Raw genomic sequence first — 16,411 nt, 5'->3', positions numbered from 1 at the left:
ATCAGCTTTCGCGCAGGGCCCGCGCGAGATAATCCGCCATCGGTTTCAACAGATAGGCCAGCGGCGAGCGGTCTCCGGTGCGAATGAACGCCTCGACCGGCATGCCGGGAATCAGCGGCGTGCCCTCGGGCAGCTTGGCCGCCTCGCCGGGGCGCAGCACGATCTCGGCGCGGTAATAAGGCTGGCGCGTTACGTCATCGACAAAGGAATCGGCGGAAATATTGACCACTTCGCCGAAAATCTCGGGCGTTTCCCGCTGGCTGAGCGCGGTCATCCGCAACAGCACATCCTGCCCGACATGCACCTCGTCAATGTTGATCGGCGCGACGCGGGCGGCGATGATCGCAGGACGGTCGCGCGGCACAAGGAACATCAGCGGATCAGCCGGGCGCACCACGGCCGCCGGGCCAAAGACCGCAAGGCCATAGACCACCCCGGCCACCGGCGCACGAATCGCCATCCGGCCCAGCCTGTCGCCCAGGGAGTTGGCCTCTTCGGCCAGCTCGCGTTCACGCACATGCAGGTCGCGCAGCTCGGAAATCGCCTGTTCGCGCAGCCGCGAGCCGACCGAAAGGATCGCAATGTCGATCTCGGAAATCCGGGTAAAGGCGCGCGCCTTTTGCGAGGTCAGCTCGCCCACCTGCCCGGCCAATTGCGCCTTTTGCCGTTGCAGCGCCAGCACCCGCGACGCCTGTGCCAGCCCCTTGTCGAGCAGGCTTTGTTGATCGGCCAGCTCTTTTTCGATCAGTACCAATTGCTCGCTCAGCGAGGTCTGTTGCGCATCAATCCCCTCGATCTGGACCGAAATCTGCTTGGACTGTGTCGCCAATTGCTCGGTCTCACGGGCAAGCGATTCTGCCCGCGCATGGAACAGCCGCGCCTGCCCGTTCATCAGTTCGTCCACCGAGGGATTTTCCAGCGCCGCGGCCAGCAGCCTGTCGTCAAACACCGGCTCGGGCGCGCCATCCCGCTCGGCCTCGAGCCGGGCGCGGCGGGCCATGATTTCGTGCAACTGGTCCTGCACCACCGTCATCTGCGATTGCATCAGGTCCGGGTCAAGCCGCAGCAGGACATCGCCGGCCTCCACCGCATCGCCCTCTTTCACCAAAAGCGCGTCCACCACACCGCCATCGGGGTGCTGGATGGCCTGCCGGTTTTGATCCACCTCAACCTGCCCCGAGGCGATGACCGCGCCGGAAATCCGGCTGAACACTGACCAGCCGCCAAAGCCGCCCACCAGCACAATAAGCGCCAGCGCACCCAGAATCATCGGTATGCGGACGGGGAACCCTGCGTCTTTCATTGCACGCCTCCGGGGTTGGGCGTGCGCAACTGCGCCGCGTTCTGCACCGTTTTCTTCAGCACCTCATCGCGCGGACCAAAGGCCACGCGCGCCCCCTGATCCAGCACCAAAAGCGTGTCACATTCCTGTATCGCCGCCGGACGATGCGCCATGATCAGCACCGCGCCGCCCCGCGCCTTGACCGCGCGAATGGCGGAATTGACCGCCGCGCTGCCTTCGTTGTCGAGGTTGGAATTGGGCTCGTCGAGCACCAGAATTTCGGGGTTGCCATAAAGCGCACGCGCCAGCCCGATCCGTTGCATCTGCCCGCCCGACAGCCGCCCGCCATGAATATCAACACGGGTGTCATACCCGTCTGGCAGCTTGAGGATCAGCTCATGCGCCGCCGCCATCCGCGCCGCCGCGACGATCTGTTCTGCATCGGGATTGGGCTGAAGCCGGGCGATATTCTCGGCGATGGTTCCATCAAAAAGCTCAACCTTTTGCGGCAGATAGCCGATGTATTGCCCCAGCAATTCGGCGTCGTACTGGTCCAACGTTGCGCCATCAAGCCGGATGCGCCCCGAGGCCGGCGGCCACAGCCCGGTGATTGCCCGCGCCAGCGTGGATTTGCCCGCGCCCGACGGCCCGATCACACCCATCGCCTGTCCGGGTTTGATATCAAAGGTGACCATGCGCAGGGCCGCTTGCCGGTCTGCGGGCGGAATGATGGTGATTTGCTGCACCTCCAGCCGTGCCTTGGGCCGGGGAAGCTCCATGCGCGCCACCTCGGGCGGGGTGTTCCCCAGAAGATCGGCAAGGGAACTCCAGCCTTGGCGCGCCCGCTGCGCGGCCCCCCACTGGCCAATTAAAACCTCGATCGGTGCCAGCGCCCGGCCCAGCAGGACCGACCCGGCAATCATCGCGCCGGGCGACATCTCGCCGCGCAGCACCAGCCACGCCCCAAGGCCGAGCATCGCCGATTGCAACAACAGCCGCAGCGCACGGGTCATCGCGGTAAAGCCACCGCTGACATCCGAACTGCGCATCTGGCCCACCAAAGTCGCCATCCGCGCGCCCTTCCAGCGTGACAGCGCCGCTTTGCGCATGCCCATCGCCTGCACCATCTCGGCCTCGTCGCGCAGACGGGCGGCCACGGTTTCGGACTTATGCGCCGCGCGACCGTATTCCAGCACCGGCGCCTTCTGCATCTGTTGCGAAATCAACGCGATCCCCACCAAAAGCGCCCCGCCGCCAACCGCCATAATCCCGAGATAGGGATGGAAAATCGCGATTCCGGCCAGAAACAGCGGTGTCCATGGCAAATCATACAGCGCCAACAGCACCGGCGAGGTCATAAAACGCTGCACCGATTCCAGATCGCGCAGCCCGGTGGCCGCCGTATCATCGGGCCGCGTGGCCGAGCGCCGCAGGCTGGCGTCGAACACCCGGTCATCCAGCCGCGCCTGAAACCGTGCACCGACCCGCGCCATGACCCGCCCCCGGACAAAATCCAGCAAACCCATAACGCTATACAGGAAAATCACGATAACCGAGAGCGCCACAAGCGTTGCCTCAGACCGGCTCGACAGCACCCTGTCATAGACCTGAAGCATATAAAGCGGCCCGGTCAGCATCAGAAGATTGGCGAAAAAGCTGAACAGGCCGACAGACCAATAGAGCCCACGGCTTTCGCGGCGAATGCCCCGAAGTTCGCTCAGACCAGCTTGGCGTTGCTGCATACGCGGGTTCCTGCCTCTCTTGCCCGTCCTGACAGAGCCTGCCCGGATGCCGGGTTGTCCGGACGGCCCGAATGGGCCAGACTATGGGTCGGTCTTGGGCTATAAACTCATTGATCGCCAGAGCGGCCCACCGGCACGACTGCCAAATTCACTACACAAACTTTATTGCCAACCGATTGAGATTGCCAGTGTTGCCAACAGTTCTTCCCATGATCCTGCGCGCGCCCCTCAAACAGGCCTTGGCCATCGTTGGCCTTGTGCTTCTTGCGGGGTGCACCCTGCCGTCACCTGGCGAGGTCACGCGCGATGGTGTCTTCGATCCCTACGAGGCGCGCAATCGTAAGGTGCACGAAGCAAGCAAGAGCCTCGACCGCGCGGTGATCCGCCCGGTTGCGCTGGCCTATGTCAACACCGTGCCCGTCCCGGCGCAGGATCTAGTGACCAATTTCGCCAGCAATCTGTCGGTGCCCGGATCGGTGGTGAACCAAGTGCTGCAGGCCGATCTCGAAGGGGCGTTGCGCAATACCGTCCGCTTTGGGCTGAATTCCACGCTCGGATTCGGCGGGATCTTTGATGTCGCGCGCGAATTTGAGATTATCGAGGATGACGCCGATTTCAGCCAGACCCTCGCGGTTTGGGGCGTGCCCGAGGGGGCCTATCTTGAACTGCCGATTTTCGGGCCCGCAACCGAGCGTGACGCGGTGGGCATCGTCGTCGATCGCCTGATTGATCCGTTGAACTCTGCGCCCCGGCCCACGAGCACTTATCTCAGCGCCAGCCGGATCACCGCGAAGTTCGGCAAACGCGGGCGATTTGCGGGGTCGTTGGATTCCGTGCTCTATGACAGTGCCGACAGCTATGCTCAGACACGCATTCTTTACCTGCAAAATAGACGGTTCGAAATTGGCGGCGACGGGGAAACAGACTATATTGAACCCGATGAAATTGATATTGAGGGATTTTAACCAATGACCCATTTCTCACGCCGCAACTTCATCGCCACCGGCCTTGCCGCTGCAACTCTGTCGTTCCCTGCGGCCCCGGCTATGGCGGCGGTCAACGAAGCTTCGGCTCGCACGCTTGTCGAGGGCCTCGTGGGCGAGATCAACCGAGTGATTGCTTCGGGCAAGTCTCAGACGGCGATGTACGCCGACTTTGAACGCATTTTCAAACGCTACGGTGACATCCCTTATATTGCAGCCTCTGCGATGGGCGTGGATGGACGCCGCGCCTCGGCCGGGCAAAAACGGGCGTTTTCGGATGCGTTCACGGGCTACATCTCTCGCAAATATGGGGCACGGTTTCGGGAATTCATCGGGGGGCGGATCGAGGTTACTGGCGTGCGCAAGGTCAAGAGCTTCTATGAAGTCACCAGCCTTGCACATTTGCGCGGTCACGCCCCGTTTGCCTTGGATTTCGAGGTGAGTGATCGGACCGGTCGGCCCCTGTTTCGCAACATGAAGATCGAAGGCGTGAACCTGTTGCTGACCGAACGCACCGAGATCGGCGCGATGATTGACCGGCGCAAAGGCAACATCGATGCGATGATTCAGGATCTCAAAAGCGCGGGTTGATCCCGAGGCGGGCGGATTGCTCCGCCCGTTGCCGAAAGGCCGTCACGCAAACAGGCGATAATACAAAGCGTCCGGCAAAAGCTGGCCAAACCGGAACAGCCAAGAGAACGGCGCAGGGAAACTTTTCTGAAACCTGTCGGTGTTCATATGCTCAAAGATTGCCGTCGCGGCCTCTTCGGGCTCCATCAGAGACGGCATGTTGAAATCATTCTTTTCGGTCAGCCGGGTGCGGATAAAGCCGGGATTGACCAGTTGCACCGACACGCCTGTGCCTCGCAGATCGGCATGTAGCGCCTCGGTCATGACCATCACACCGGCCTTTGAGGCGGCATAGCCCGTGGCACCGGGCAGGCCCCGAAAGCCCGAAAGCGAGCCGGTCATGACGATATGCCCCCGGTCGCGCGCCACCATGCCCGGCACCACTTGCCCCAGAACCCGCGCAGCACCGGTGAAATTCACGTTGCACATCGCGGTGACCTGATCGGCCTGCCAACCCTGCGCCGATTGCGGCCAATAAACCCCAGCGAGGTAAACCAGCCCGTCAATCTCGCCCACCTTCGCCGCCGCGCGCGCAACATCCGCATCATCCGACACATCGCAAGGCACAACCTCGCAAGGTCCGGGCAGCTCTGCCGCAAGGGCGGCCAGCCGATCCTCGGAGCGGGCCGACAGGATCAGATGCACCCCGGCCCGGCTGAGTTTAAGCGCCAATGCGCGGCCCAGCCCTTCGCTTGCGCCCACCAGCCAATAGCGTTTGCCGATCCAATCTGTCATCTCGCCTCCTCAAACCTCACGTTCAAACCGTTCACTGAAAAATTAGCGCCTCAAAGCGGGGCATCAAGACACCTCGGCCTTCGGCGGCTCCGGCCTCGTGCGGTAGCGCGCGCCTTTCAGCCACAGCTTGAACGCCTGCCAATGGATCAACGCCAGCACCCGCCGCGCGCCAAACGGCCGCCGCAGACAGAACCGCAGGATTGCGCCGTTGGTCAAAGGCCGGCGCGGCCCGGTAAGCGTGGCCATCACGCCGCCCTCACCAGAGGAAAAGTCGATCCAGATGCCGATGCGGTCGGGCCGGATGTCAAAGCGAAAGGTATACCCGCCCTCAACCGGCTGAAACGGCGAGACATGCAAAAGCTTTTGCGCCTCGATCCGGTCTTCGGCGGTGATCGGCGCGTGATCGGGCCGGTGGCAGAGATAGGAATGCCGGTCGCCAAAGGTGTTCGTCACCTCGGCAATCACCACGCACAACTGGTCGGCTTGGTCATGCACCAGCCAAAAGCTTACCGGGTTGAACCCGTGCCCCAGCACCCGAGGTTGCGCCAGCAGCAGCACCCGCCCCGTCACCGCGATCTGATGCGCGTGCAACACCTCGCGCACCCAGGCCGCACCGCGCCCCTCACCCGGCGCACCGCCATGATCGCGGTCGTGAAGCGAAGTCAGCCCAGCGCCATTGCGGGCAAACAGCGACGGCCCGGCGACCTCCGCCTCGCCATCAAGCAGCACATAATCGACGCCATAGCGAAAGGCATTTTTCGCCCCGCCCTTGCGGCCATGCCAGGTGTGGCCGGCGATATGGTCAACCGCGCTCATTCCGCCGCCAACAGAGTTTGCGGACCGGCGGCGATCTGGGTCGCCACCTCCACAGCGCTGGCCAACCCGTCTTCGTGGAAGCCATTGCGCATCCATGCTCCGCAGAACCACGTCCGTTGCGCCCCGTTAAAACGGCGCACCGCCCGCTGCGCCTCTAGCGCGCCAAGATCAAAGACCGGGTGGCGCAGCGTGACCTGATCATAGATCAGCTCCTCCCGGATCGGCCGCCGGGCATTCAGGGTCACGAACATCGGATCATTGGCGGGGATCGGCTGTAGCTTGTTCATCCAGTAGGTCAGATCAATGCCACCCTCACGCGCCTTGGGGCCTTCGGTATAGTTCCACGACGACCAGCACCCCTTGCGCCGCGGCATCACCTGCGGATCGGCGTGCAGCGTGACCTCGTTGGGCTGATAGCGGATCGCACCCAGCGCGCGGGTCTCATCCGGGGAGGGGTCGGACAACAGCCGCAGCGTGTCATCGGAATGGGTGGCAAAGACCACCTGATCGAAAGGCTCCCATATGCCGCTCTCGCTGCACACCTGAACCCCGCCCGGCACGCGGCGCACCGCCCCGACCGGCGTATCGGTCTTGATCTTCACCCCCCGTAGGCGCAACGAGGCATCAAGCCGGGTGACATATTCTACCGAGCCGCCCTCAACCGTGTGCCATTGATGCTGGTCCTTGTGGTGCAGCAGCGCGTGGTTTTCAAAGAACTGGATCAGCGCCTGCGCCGGGAATTGCATGATCTTTTCCGGCGGCGTCGACCAGATCGCCCCCGAGAGCGGCAGCAGATAGTAGTCACGAAACCAGTCCCCCGTGCCCAGCTCGGCCAGAAAATCGCCCAACGGCTGGTGCCGATCCCGCGCCGCATCCAAAGCGCGGGCATTGAAGCGGGCGATATCGCGGATCATGCCAAGGAACTTTGGATTGAACATGTTGCGCCGCTGGCTGAACACCGCGTTCAGGTTGGCCAGACCGTACTCCATCGCGCCATCGCGCAGAGACGCGGCAAAGCTCATGTTGCTTTCGGTGGTCGGCACACCCAGATCGTCAAACAGCCGGGTCAGCAGCGGATAATTGGCGTGGTTGAACACGATAAACCCGGTATCGACCGGTTGATCGCCATTCTTTCCGGCCACAATGGTGCGGGCATGGCCGCCCAGCCGCCGACCGGCCTCATACACCGTGACATCATAGTCCTCCGCGAGGAAATGTGCCGCCCCCATACCTGAAATGCCGCCGCCAATGACGGCGATGCGGGTCTGTGTGGGGCCTGAGCGACTGATCAACATACCAAAATCCGATACCATAAAAACGTTTCTGACATATCTACGGCGCGCGTGATCAATCGGATGAAAATTAAATCGGCTATTGCGTGATCCGAGGGCGGCGCTGGCCCGTAGAACAGTCATGTTGAACGCAATAGACAGACTAGCGGGTGACAACCTGCCGATTTCGGTTTCATATAGGTGCAGGGCAATGCGCCCGGTGCCAACGACACAAGGTATGAGCCGAAAGATGCACGTCGCGACCGCGCGGACCGAATGGGTGACGCATGTCATGCGCATCCGCGATGCACGTGACGAAGCCGCTTTCGCCGAGCTGTTTGCGCATTTCGCGCCGCGGGTGAAGGCTTTTCTGATGCGCTCGGGCGGCGATCCGGTGATCGCCGAGGAATGCGCGCAAGAGGTGATGGCCACCCTTTGGCAAAAGGCGCATCTGTTTGATCCCAGCCGGGCCAGCGTCGCCACCTGGATCTTTACCATCGCGCGCAACAAACGGATCGACGTGCTGCGCCGCCAGCGCCGCCCCGAGCCGCAAGACCTGACCTGGGGGCCCGAGGCCGAGCCGGATCAGACCGATGTGCTGGCCCTGCAACAGGAAACCGATCAACTGGGCCGCGCCCTGGCCGACCTGCCCGCCAAACAGCGGGAGCTGATCGAAAAGGCGTTTTATGGCGACATGTCACATAGCGAGATTGCCGCGCTGACAGGCCTTCCTCTTGGCACGATCAAATCCCGAATACGGCTGGCGATTGACCGTCTGCGCCATGCGATGAAATGAACACAATGACCGATACCATCACCCATCACCTGACTGACGCGCTGCTCTTGGGCTATTGCGCGGGCACGCTGCCCGAGGCGTTCAACCTCGCCATCGCCACGCATGTGTCGATGTGTGACGCCTGCCGCGCTTCGGTTGACAGCTTTGATGCCCTCGGCGGGGTGGTTCTGGCCGAGGCCAACACCGCCGAGATGCGGCCAGATGCGCTGGCGATGACCCTCGCGATGATCCATGCCGATACGGCGCCGCCGCAAGCGCCTGTGGCGACTGACGTGCCAGAGCCACTGACCGCCTATATTGGCGGCTCGCTTGCGGATGTCCGGTGGCGGTCGGTGGGGATGGGCGTGAAACAAGCCGTGCTGAAAACCTCGAAAGAGGCGACGGCCCGGCTGCTGTATATTCCTGCGGGCGCGGCGATGCCGGACCACGGGCACCGCGGCACCGAACTGACATTGGTGCTGCGCGGGGCGTTCTTTGACGAGGCCGACAGGTTTGGCCCCGGCGATGTGGAAATTGCCAACGAGGCCGACGAACACACTCCGATTGCGGATATTGGCGAGGATTGCATTTGTCTCGCCGTGACCGACGCGCCGCTGCGGTTTCGCGGACTCTTGCCGCGACTGGCTCAGCCGTTTCTCGGGATCTGAGACCGGGCGATCGGAGACTGGTCAATCCAAGACTGGGAGACTTGCAACGGGTCGATCTGAAACGGAGCAATCTGAAACCGGGCGATGTACCGCGCGCCTGCGCAGTCGCCAGCCCCGTCCCTACCGTGCCCTAGCCTTTCGTCAGCGGCACCACCTTAGCGTCACTGTCCGGGGCCAGTTCCTCGAAATCGAAGTTATCGAGCCGCCGCGCCCGCCGTCCGGCCTTATCCGCGCTGATCTTGATGTCTGCGATATCCTTGGCCGCTTGCCCGAAATGCCGATCAAGGTTCTCGACCCGCGTGCCCAAACGCTCGACATCGGAGAACAACAGGCCAAGCTCTTTGCGGATTGCCCCGGCCTGTTCGCGCATCCTTGCGTCTTTCAGGATCGCGCGCATGGTGTTCAGCGTCGCCATGCAGGTGGTCGGTGATACGATCCAAACCCGCTTATCAAACCCCTCGCGCACCACCTCGGGGAAATTGGCGTGCAGCTCGGCATAGACCGCCTCGGAGGGCAGGAACATCAGCGCGCCCTCCGCCGTCTCACCATCCAGAATATAGCGCTCGGCGATGTCCTTGATGTGTTTGCGCACCGATATCCGCAGCTGTTGCGCCGCCCGTTGCAGCCGCTCGGGGCTGTCGGCCCGGCGCAGCGCCTCATACGCCTCAAGCGGGAATTTGCTGTCGATGGCAATCGGGCCGGGCGGATTGGGCAGATGGATCAGACAGTCGACCCGCTTGCCGTTGGAAAGCGTAGCCTGCAACGTATAGCTGTCGGACGGCAGCGCCTTGGACACGATGTCATTCAACTGGATCTCGCCAAAGGCCCCGCGCGTCTGTTTGTTCGACAGGATGTCCTGAAGGCTCAGAACATCGCCGGACAGCTTGGTGATATTGTCCTGGGCCTTGTCGATGGCGGTCAGGCGTTCGTGCAATTCGCCAAGGCTGTGCGCGGTGCGGCGGGCCGAGCCATGCAGGTTCTCGCTCATTTGCTGCTGCACCTGCGCCAGCCGTTGCTCCATCATTTGCAGCATCTTGATCTGGCTCTGCGCCTGCGCCTCGCTGACATGGTGAAGCCCGCCCGAAAGCCGTTCCTGCCCGTCGCCGAGCGCCTGCACCCGCCCCCCCAGCGCATGCATCTGCCGCGCCAAAGGTTCGGTCATGCGCGCAGAGCGGCCCGCCGCCCGCGCGGTGGAAACAAGCAGCCACAGGATGAGCAGCAGGACCAAAACGCCCCCCAGCGCCGCCAGCGCCGATGGGTCACTGAACGAAAAGGAATACGGACCGATCTGGATCATGTGCGCCCGAACAGCCGCTCAATATCGCTGAGTTTCAGCTCGACATAGGTGGGCCGCCCGTGGTTGCACTGCCCCGAATGCGGCGTCGCCTCCATTTCGCGCAGCAGCGCGTTCATCTCGTCGGCCTGCATCCGGCGGCCCGACCGGATCGACCCGTGGCAGGCGACGCGGCTTAGGATGGCGTCGATGCGGTCCTTCAACTGGCCGGACTGGCCGAGATCGTGCAGCTCATCAAGGATGTCGTGGATCAGGCCGGGGGCGTTGACCTCGCCCAGAATGGCCGGGGTTTCGCGCACCGCGACAGCGCCGCCGCCAAACGGCTCGATGCTCAACCCAAGATCCCGCAGCGCCTCGGCATGTTCCAGCAGCAAGGCGCAATCGGTGTCGGACAGTTCGACCACATCGGGGATCAGCAGCGCCTGCGCCGCGATGCCGTTTTCCGCCGCTTGCCGTTTCAACCGCTCATAAACCAGCCGTTCGTGCGCCGCGTGTTGATCAACCAGCACGATGCCGGTTTCGGTCTGGGCGATGATGTAATTCTCATGCACCTGCGCGCGCGCGGCCCCCAGCGGATGGCGCTGGAGCGGTTGCTCCTGCGCTTGCGTCGGCGCTTCGCCTTGCGGCTCAACGCGGGCGCTATAGCTGTCGGCCATATCGGCAAACCCCGGCGATTGCGCCTTGAACGCGGCTTCGCGGGCAAAGGGGCTGGGGCGGTCCATCTGATAGACGCGGGGTTGCATCGGATCAGACTGCATCGGTTCGGGCCGCATCGCACCCAAAGTTGCGCCCGCCACGGTGGTTGAGGCGCGGTGCCCGGCGTCGGCCAGCGCATGGCGCAGGCCCGAGACGATCAACCCGCGCGCAAGGCCGGGATCGCGAAAGCGGACCTCGGATTTGGCGGGGTGCACGTTCACGTCAACCAGATGCGGATCGCAATCAAGGAACAGCGCCACAGCCGGATGCCGGTCCCGCGACAGGAAATCGGCGTAAGCCCCGCGCAGCGCGCCGTAAAACAGCTTGTCGCGCACCGGACGACCGTTGACGAACATGTACTGCGCCACGGCAGAGCCACGCGAATAGGTCGGCAGGGCGGCAAAGCCGGTCAGGTGATGCCCTTCGCGCTCGGCGCCCAGCGGCACAGCGTTTTCGGTGAACTCGCGGCCAAGGATCTGGGTCAGCCGCCCGTTCAAGGCCTCAAACAGCTCGCCCGATTGCGGTTCGGCGCGAAAGCTGACGCGCTCTTTGTCGCCACTGACATCGCGCAGGGTGAAGCCGACGAACGGCTCGGCCATCGCAAGGCGTTTGACCACCTCGGAAATCGCCTGCATCTCGGCCCGGTCCGAGCGCAGAAACTTGAGCCGCGCCGGGGTGGCAAAGAACAGATCGCACAGCGCGACGGTGGTGCCCCGATTGCAGGCGGCGGGACGCACCGGCGCATGGTCGCCGCCCTCGACATGGATCATCGCCGCCTCGGCATTGGCCGCCCGCGACGTGATGGTGAGCCGCCCAACCGCGCCAAGCGACGGCAGCGCCTCGCCCCGGAAGCCGAAGGAATGAATATCAAGAAGGTCGGAGCCGTCGATCTTGGAGGTGGCATGGCGCGACAGCGCCAGCGGCAATTGATCGGCGGACATGCCACAGCCATTGTCGCGCACGCGGATCAGCGATTTGCCCCCACCCGCGATGTCGATCTCGATCCGAGTCGCCCCGGCATCCAGCGCGTTTTCAACCAGTTCCTTGACCGCAGAAGCAGGCCGCTCCACCACTTCGCCAGCCGCAATCCGATTGACCGCCGCCTCATCAAGCTGGCGGATCACAGGGGCGTCTCTATCGCGGATATTGGGGGTTTGGTCCTTCATACCCCCAAACCTAGCATAAGCCACTTTGATTCTGCGAGGGGGATTGGCGGCCTTTCCAGTGGATAACCCCGGTGAGGACCGCGCCCGACAGATCACCCAGCGTAACCCCGGACAACACTGCGCATGAAAAAAGGCGCGAGGGGTCCCGCGCCTTTTAGTAACGATGTGAAGAGCGGCTTAGCTCTTGGAGAATTCCGGGTAGGCTTCCATGCCCAGTTCGGCCATGTCGAGACCGTTGATCTCTTCTTCCTCGCCGACGCGGATGCCCACGGTCGCTTTGAGGATGAACCAGATCGCACCCGACACCACGAAGGTAAAGATACCCACGACCATGATCGAATAGAGCTGGGTGCCAAACGACGCATCAGAGTTGGTGAAGGCCACGGCGATGGTGCCCCAGATACCGGCGAACAGGTGAACCGGGATCGCGCCAACAACGTCGTCGATCTTCAGCTTGTCGAGGAACGGAACCGCGAAGACCACGATCACGCCACCGACCATACCGATCAGGGTTGCTGCGCCCAGCGAGGGGGTCAGCGGCTCTGCGGTGATCGAAACGAGGCCCGCCAGAGCGCCGTTGAGCACCATGGTAAGGTCAGGCTTTTTGTACAGCAGCTGGGTCAGGATCAGCGCGGCAATGGCGCCACCGGCCGCCGATGCGTTGGTGTTCGAGAGGATGCGGCTGATGTCAGTGACGTTGCTCGCGGTGTCCATGTAAAGCTGCGAACCGCCGTTGAAACCGAACCACCCCATCCACAGGATGAACGTGCCCAGAGTGGCCAGCGCCAAGTTGGAGCCCGGGATCGGAATAGTTTTGCCGTCTTTGGTGTACTTGCCGATACGCGGCCCAAGGATCAGAGCGCCTGCAAGAGCGGCCCAGCCCCCAACCGAGTGCACAACGGTCGAGCCAGCGAAATCAAGGAAGCCCATCGCATCAAGGAAGCCACCGCCCCATTTCCACGACGCCTGGATCGGATAGATGATGCCGGTCAGGATGACGGTGAAGATCAGGAAGGGCCACAGCTTGATACGTTCCGCCAGCGCACCCGACACAATCGAGGCGGTCGCAGCACAGAACATCAGCTGGAAGAAGAAGTCGGACCCAACAGACGCGTAGGTCAGATCGGGCTCTGCGCCATCAAGACCAACAGGCTCAAGCCCGGTCAGAGCGAAGGCACCAAGGATGCCGTCAACGCTCCAGCCATCGCCGGGGTACATCAGGTTGTAACCAATCAGGTAATAGAAAATCGACGCCAGCGAAAACAGCGCCACGTTCTTGGTCAGCTGCATCGCCACGTTCTTGGACCGCACGAGGCCCGCTTCGAGCATGGCAAAACCGGCCGCCATCCAGAACACGAGAAAGCCCGCGACGAGGAACATGAAGGTGGTGAAAATATAACCGATTTCGCCGGTCGGCGGCGTCATGTCGACAGCGGCTTCGGCCGCGTCCTGCGCAACGCCAAGGCTCGGCGCGGCGATAATCGCAGCGGCAAGACTTAGTTTGGTGAGTGTTTTCATTGGATTGGTCCCCTATTCCGCGTCGCTCAGAGCGCGTCTTCGTTGGTTTCGCCGGTGCGGACGCGCACGGCCTGCGTGACGTCGAGCACAAAAATCTTGCCGTCGCCGATTTTGCCAGTCTGGGCGGTTGTGGTGATCGTCTCGACAACCTGATCCACCATCGAGGCGGACACGACGATTTCGAGTTTGATCTTGGGCACGAAGTTCACGGCGTATTCGGCGCCACGATAAATTTCGGTGTGGCCGGACTGCGAGCCGAAGCCCTTGATCTCGGTCACCATCATGCCGCGCACTCCGATGCCGGTCAGCGCCTCGCGCACCTCTTCAAGCTTGAACGGCTTGATTGTTGCAATGATGAGTTTCACGTTCTTCCCTTTCGGTAAGCAGACCCCATATCGTTCGGGCGCTGCAGATTTCGCACTCGCAGCAAAACGGCGGTTAAGGGCAAAGTTGAAGTTGAACAGCGCCGAACAAGCGGCGAATATCGCAGCACTTGCACATTTTTTGCACTAATCTTGACCTATGTTCAAAAATTAGGCAGTAAATAAACTGTGGGAAGCGGTGGGTGCCCTCAACATCCGGCAGAAAACGAACTAGTTTAGAGCGAAAGCGATAAGCCCGAGCAGGTCAGTGACATGAGTGATTCCGGTGGCCGGAAACCGCGTTTGATTGCGGATAAAAGATATTCCTCCAAGACAGGGACGGGCGGCGGCAAACAGCCCCCTGCACCGCCGAAAAAGCGCGCGCGCAAGCCAGCCCCCAAGAAGGTGCGGCGGGGACCGATTGGCTATCTCGCCCTGGCTGTGCGCTGGGTTCTGGGGCTGATCTGGAAGACGGTTGCCAGTGTCGGAGCCGTAATTGTGCTGCTGATTGCGGCTGGTGTGGCGTATTTCTATTCAACGCTGCCGCCGGTGCAGGACCTGCTCGACGGGCGCGCGCGCGGCTCTGTCACCATGCTCGACTCGGACGGCGATGTCTTTGCCTGGCGCGGGCAGCAATTTGGCGGTGCGATTGATGCCGCCACTGTGTCTCCGCATTTGCGCAACGCTGTGGTTGCCACCGAAGACCGGCGATTTTTCAGCCACTTCGGCATCTCGCCGCGCGGTGTGGCCAGCGCGATCAAGATCAACCTGAGCGAAGGCCGCGGGCCGTTGTCGGGCCACGGCGGCTCCACCATCACGCAGCAGACCGCCAAACTGATCTGCCTTGGCACGCCGTTCGACGAAAAGCTGTGGGATAGCGAACGCGCCTATGAGGCCGAGTGCCGCGAAGGGTCGCTTTGGCGCAAGATCAAGGAAGCCACCTATTCGATGGCGATGGAGGCCAAATACTCCAAGGACGAGATCCTGACCGTCTACCTGAACCGCGCCTTCCTTGGCGAAGGGTCGCGCGGGTTCGAAGCCGCAAGCCAGCGCTATTTCGGCAAATCCGCCAATGAGGTTGCCCCCGCAGAGGCCGCGATGCTCGCCGGGTTGCTGGTGGCTCCGACGCGCTATGCCCCGACCAACGATCTTGAACGCTCGCAGCGCCGGGCGGCTACGGTGGTCCGGCTGATGGAGGAACAAGGGTTGCTTAGCGCCGCCGAGGCCCGCCAAGCGCAGGCCAACCCTGCGGTGCTGTCCGAAGCCGCGGAGGCCGAAGCGGGCGGCTATTTCGCCGATTGGGTGATGGCCTCGGGGCCGGAGTTCTTTACCCGCAACACCACCGAAGACGTGATCATCCGCACCACGCTGGACCAACGTATTCAGACCGCGACCGAAGATGCGATGAAATACATCTTTGAAGAAAAGGTGCGCGAAGGCAGCAAAGCGCAGGCAGCCATCGTGGTGATGTCGGCCGATGGCGCGGTGCGCGGCATGGTTGGCGGGCGCCGCACCAAAGTGTCGGGCGTGTTCAACCGCGCCTCGCAGGCCAAGCGGCAGACCGGGTCATCGTTCAAACCCTTCGTCTATGCCACCGCGATGGAGATGGGCTACAGCCCGCTTGATACCGTGGTGGATGAGCCGTTCTGTATGAACATCCCCGGCTCGGGTGAATGGTGCCCGAAGAACTATACCAATGATTTCAAGGGGTCAGTGACGCTGACCGATGCGTTGAAAAACTCGCTGAACATCCCGGCGGTCAAGATTTCCGAGGCGATGGGCCGCGATCTGGTGCAGAAGGTCGCGCGCGACTTTGGCATCGACAGCGCCTTGGCCGACACCCCCGCTATGGCGCTGGGGGCTTCGGAGTCGACACTGATCGAGATGGTCGGCGCCTATGCCGGCATCCTTAACGGCGGGTCCGCTGTCACGCCTTATGGGCTTGTGGACCTGAAGCTGCTGGGCGACGACGCGCCGATGATGGACGCAACCGGCGGCATCGGTGAGCGGGTCATTCAGGAAGATGCGGCGCGGTCCCTCGTTTATATGATGGAAAAAGTCGTGTCCGAGGGGTCGGGCCGCCGCGCGGCTTTGGATGGTCGTCCTGCGGCGGGCAAAACCGGCACCACGCAGGCCGCGCGCGATGCCTGGTTCATCGGCTTCACCGCCGATTACGTGGCGGGCGTTTGGATGGGTTATGACGACAACACGCCGCTGACCGGGGTGACTGGTGGCGGGCTGCCTGCAGAGATCTGGCACGAGACGATGGTGCGCGTGCATGAGGGTCTGCCGGTGCGCGAGTTGCCGATGAAGGTACCGGAACGTGCGGCCCCACCGCCGCAACCGGAACAGGAGCAGCGCCAGCAACAGCCACGGCAGGAAAAACGGCGCAACACAACGATTGAGGATGTGGCCGAGACCGTGCTGCAACAGGTGCTCAAGGATCTGTTCGGCGGGCGCTGATTGGCACGCG

General features: G+C 62.6%; 14 protein-coding genes. 5 read left to right on the top strand and 9 right to left on the bottom strand.

Going from position 1 to position 16,411, the window contains the following annotated elements:
* Position 1: 1 nt before the first annotated feature.
* Positions 2–1,270 carry an HlyD family type I secretion periplasmic adaptor subunit gene (locus tag ACW9UO_RS12335; protein WP_457086100.1) on the bottom strand — a complete coding sequence of 423 codons (1,269 nt, stop codon included), beginning with the start codon at positions 1,268–1,270 and terminating at the stop codon, positions 2–4.
* Positions 1,271–1,299: 29 nt separating this feature from the next.
* On the bottom strand, positions 1,300–3,024 hold the full coding sequence (locus ACW9UO_RS12330; protein ID WP_457086099.1) for a type I secretion system permease/ATPase: 1,725 nt from the start codon (positions 3,022–3,024) through the stop codon (positions 1,300–1,302).
* Between the two features lie 209 nt (positions 3,025–3,233).
* Between ACW9UO_RS12330 and ACW9UO_RS12325 the strand changes: the two genes are divergently transcribed.
* The gene (locus ACW9UO_RS12325; RefSeq protein ID WP_457086098.1) at positions 3,234–3,989 is read left to right on the top strand and encodes an MlaA family lipoprotein; all 756 of its coding nucleotides are present in this window, start codon (positions 3,234–3,236) and stop codon (positions 3,987–3,989) included.
* 3 nt (positions 3,990–3,992) lie between these two features.
* Positions 3,993–4,598: an MlaC/ttg2D family ABC transporter substrate-binding protein gene (locus ACW9UO_RS12320; protein WP_457086097.1), complete on the top strand. Its 606-nt coding sequence runs from the start codon at positions 3,993–3,995 to the stop codon at positions 4,596–4,598.
* Positions 4,599–4,640: 42 nt separating this feature from the next.
* Here the strand turns inward: ACW9UO_RS12320 and ACW9UO_RS12315 are convergent, their stop codons facing one another.
* The 3 genes from ACW9UO_RS12315 to ACW9UO_RS12305 form a co-directional block, all read right to left on the bottom strand.
* Complete coding sequence (locus tag ACW9UO_RS12315; protein WP_457086096.1) at positions 4,641–5,372, bottom strand: SDR family NAD(P)-dependent oxidoreductase; 732 nt, start codon at positions 5,370–5,372, stop codon at positions 4,641–4,643.
* Positions 5,373–5,435: 63 nt separating this feature from the next.
* Positions 5,436–6,188 (bottom strand): DUF1365 domain-containing protein, encoded by a 753-nt coding sequence (locus ACW9UO_RS12310; RefSeq protein ID WP_457086095.1) that lies wholly within the window; start codon positions 6,186–6,188, stop codon positions 5,436–5,438.
* Positions 6,185–7,483 carry an NAD(P)/FAD-dependent oxidoreductase gene (locus ACW9UO_RS12305; RefSeq protein ID WP_457086094.1) on the bottom strand — a complete coding sequence of 433 codons (1,299 nt, stop codon included), beginning with the start codon at positions 7,481–7,483 and terminating at the stop codon, positions 6,185–6,187. The genes ACW9UO_RS12310 and ACW9UO_RS12305 overlap by 4 nt, the downstream gene beginning before the upstream one ends.
* Before the next feature lie 214 nt (positions 7,484–7,697).
* Between ACW9UO_RS12305 and ACW9UO_RS12300 the strand changes: the two genes are divergently transcribed.
* Together ACW9UO_RS12300 and ACW9UO_RS12295 are read left to right on the top strand one after the other, a co-directional pair.
* A complete protein-coding gene (locus tag ACW9UO_RS12300) occupies positions 7,698–8,255 on the top strand; it encodes a sigma-70 family RNA polymerase sigma factor (RefSeq protein WP_457086093.1) in 558 nt (185 codons plus the stop codon).
* Complete coding sequence (locus tag ACW9UO_RS12295; protein ID WP_457086092.1) at positions 8,252–8,902, top strand: ChrR family anti-sigma-E factor; 651 nt, start codon at positions 8,252–8,254, stop codon at positions 8,900–8,902. The genes ACW9UO_RS12300 and ACW9UO_RS12295 overlap by 4 nt, the downstream gene beginning before the upstream one ends.
* Before the next feature lie 130 nt (positions 8,903–9,032).
* On the opposite strand, the gene ACW9UO_RS12290 is transcribed toward ACW9UO_RS12295, so the two are convergent.
* From ACW9UO_RS12290 to ACW9UO_RS12275, 4 genes are all read right to left on the bottom strand, one after another.
* A complete protein-coding gene (locus ACW9UO_RS12290) occupies positions 9,033–10,199 on the bottom strand; it encodes a DNA recombination protein RmuC (protein WP_457086091.1) in 1,167 nt (388 codons plus the stop codon).
* Positions 10,196–12,058 carry a DNA mismatch repair endonuclease MutL gene (gene mutL, locus ACW9UO_RS12285; RefSeq protein ID WP_457086090.1) on the bottom strand — a complete coding sequence of 621 codons (1,863 nt, stop codon included), beginning with the start codon at positions 12,056–12,058 and terminating at the stop codon, positions 10,196–10,198. Before mutL ends, ACW9UO_RS12290 begins: the two co-directional genes overlap by 4 nt.
* A gap of 177 nt (positions 12,059–12,235) precedes the next feature.
* The gene (locus ACW9UO_RS12280) at positions 12,236–13,576 is read right to left on the bottom strand and encodes an ammonium transporter (protein WP_457086089.1); all 1,341 of its coding nucleotides are present in this window, start codon (positions 13,574–13,576) and stop codon (positions 12,236–12,238) included.
* 26 nt (positions 13,577–13,602) lie between these two features.
* Positions 13,603–13,941, bottom strand: coding sequence for a P-II family nitrogen regulator (locus tag ACW9UO_RS12275; protein ID WP_457086088.1), 339 nt, complete (start codon positions 13,939–13,941; stop codon positions 13,603–13,605).
* Between the two features lie 270 nt (positions 13,942–14,211).
* Here ACW9UO_RS12275 and ACW9UO_RS12270 point away from each other — a divergent pair, with 270 nt between their 5' ends.
* A complete protein-coding gene (locus tag ACW9UO_RS12270; protein WP_457086087.1) occupies positions 14,212–16,401 on the top strand; it encodes a transglycosylase domain-containing protein in 2,190 nt (729 codons plus the stop codon).
* Positions 16,402–16,411 lie beyond the last annotated feature (10 nt).

It is taken from the genome of Marinovum sedimenti, from assembly GCF_054052205.1.
Note: the sequence above shows the minus strand (reverse complement) of the source record. Positions and strands in the feature narration are given on the sequence as shown.

Bases quoted from the DNA above. Each gene is read 5' to 3' on its own strand.
- ACW9UO_RS12310 (WP_457086095.1), bottom strand. From the start codon at position 6,188: ATGAGCGCGGTTGACCATATCGCCGGCCACACCTGGCATGGCCGCAAG.
- ACW9UO_RS12320 (WP_457086097.1), top strand. From the start codon at position 3,993: ATGACCCATTTCTCACGCCGCAACTTCATCGCCACCGGCCTTGCCGCT.
- ACW9UO_RS12325 (WP_457086098.1), top strand. From the start codon at position 3,234: ATGATCCTGCGCGCGCCCCTCAAACAGGCCTTGGCCATCGTTGGCCTT.
- ACW9UO_RS12295 (WP_457086092.1), top strand. From the start codon at position 8,252: ATGAACACAATGACCGATACCATCACCCATCACCTGACTGACGCGCTG.
- ACW9UO_RS12315 (WP_457086096.1), bottom strand. From the start codon at position 5,372: ATGACAGATTGGATCGGCAAACGCTATTGGCTGGTGGGCGCAAGCGAA.
- ACW9UO_RS12300 (WP_457086093.1), top strand. From the start codon at position 7,698: ATGAGCCGAAAGATGCACGTCGCGACCGCGCGGACCGAATGGGTGACG.
- ACW9UO_RS12335 (WP_457086100.1), bottom strand. From the start codon at position 1,270: ATGATTCTGGGTGCGCTGGCGCTTATTGTGCTGGTGGGCGGCTTTGGC.
- ACW9UO_RS12290 (WP_457086091.1), bottom strand. From the start codon at position 10,199: ATGATCCAGATCGGTCCGTATTCCTTTTCGTTCAGTGACCCATCGGCG.
- ACW9UO_RS12270 (WP_457086087.1), top strand. From the start codon at position 14,212: ATGAGTGATTCCGGTGGCCGGAAACCGCGTTTGATTGCGGATAAAAGA.
- ACW9UO_RS12305 (WP_457086094.1), bottom strand. From the start codon at position 7,483: ATGTTGATCAGTCGCTCAGGCCCCACACAGACCCGCATCGCCGTCATT.
- ACW9UO_RS12330 (WP_457086099.1), bottom strand. From the start codon at position 3,024: ATGCAGCAACGCCAAGCTGGTCTGAGCGAACTTCGGGGCATTCGCCGC.
- ACW9UO_RS12280 (WP_457086089.1), bottom strand. From the start codon at position 13,576: ATGAAAACACTCACCAAACTAAGTCTTGCCGCTGCGATTATCGCCGCG.
- mutL (WP_457086090.1), bottom strand. From the start codon at position 12,058: ATGAAGGACCAAACCCCCAATATCCGCGATAGAGACGCCCCTGTGATC.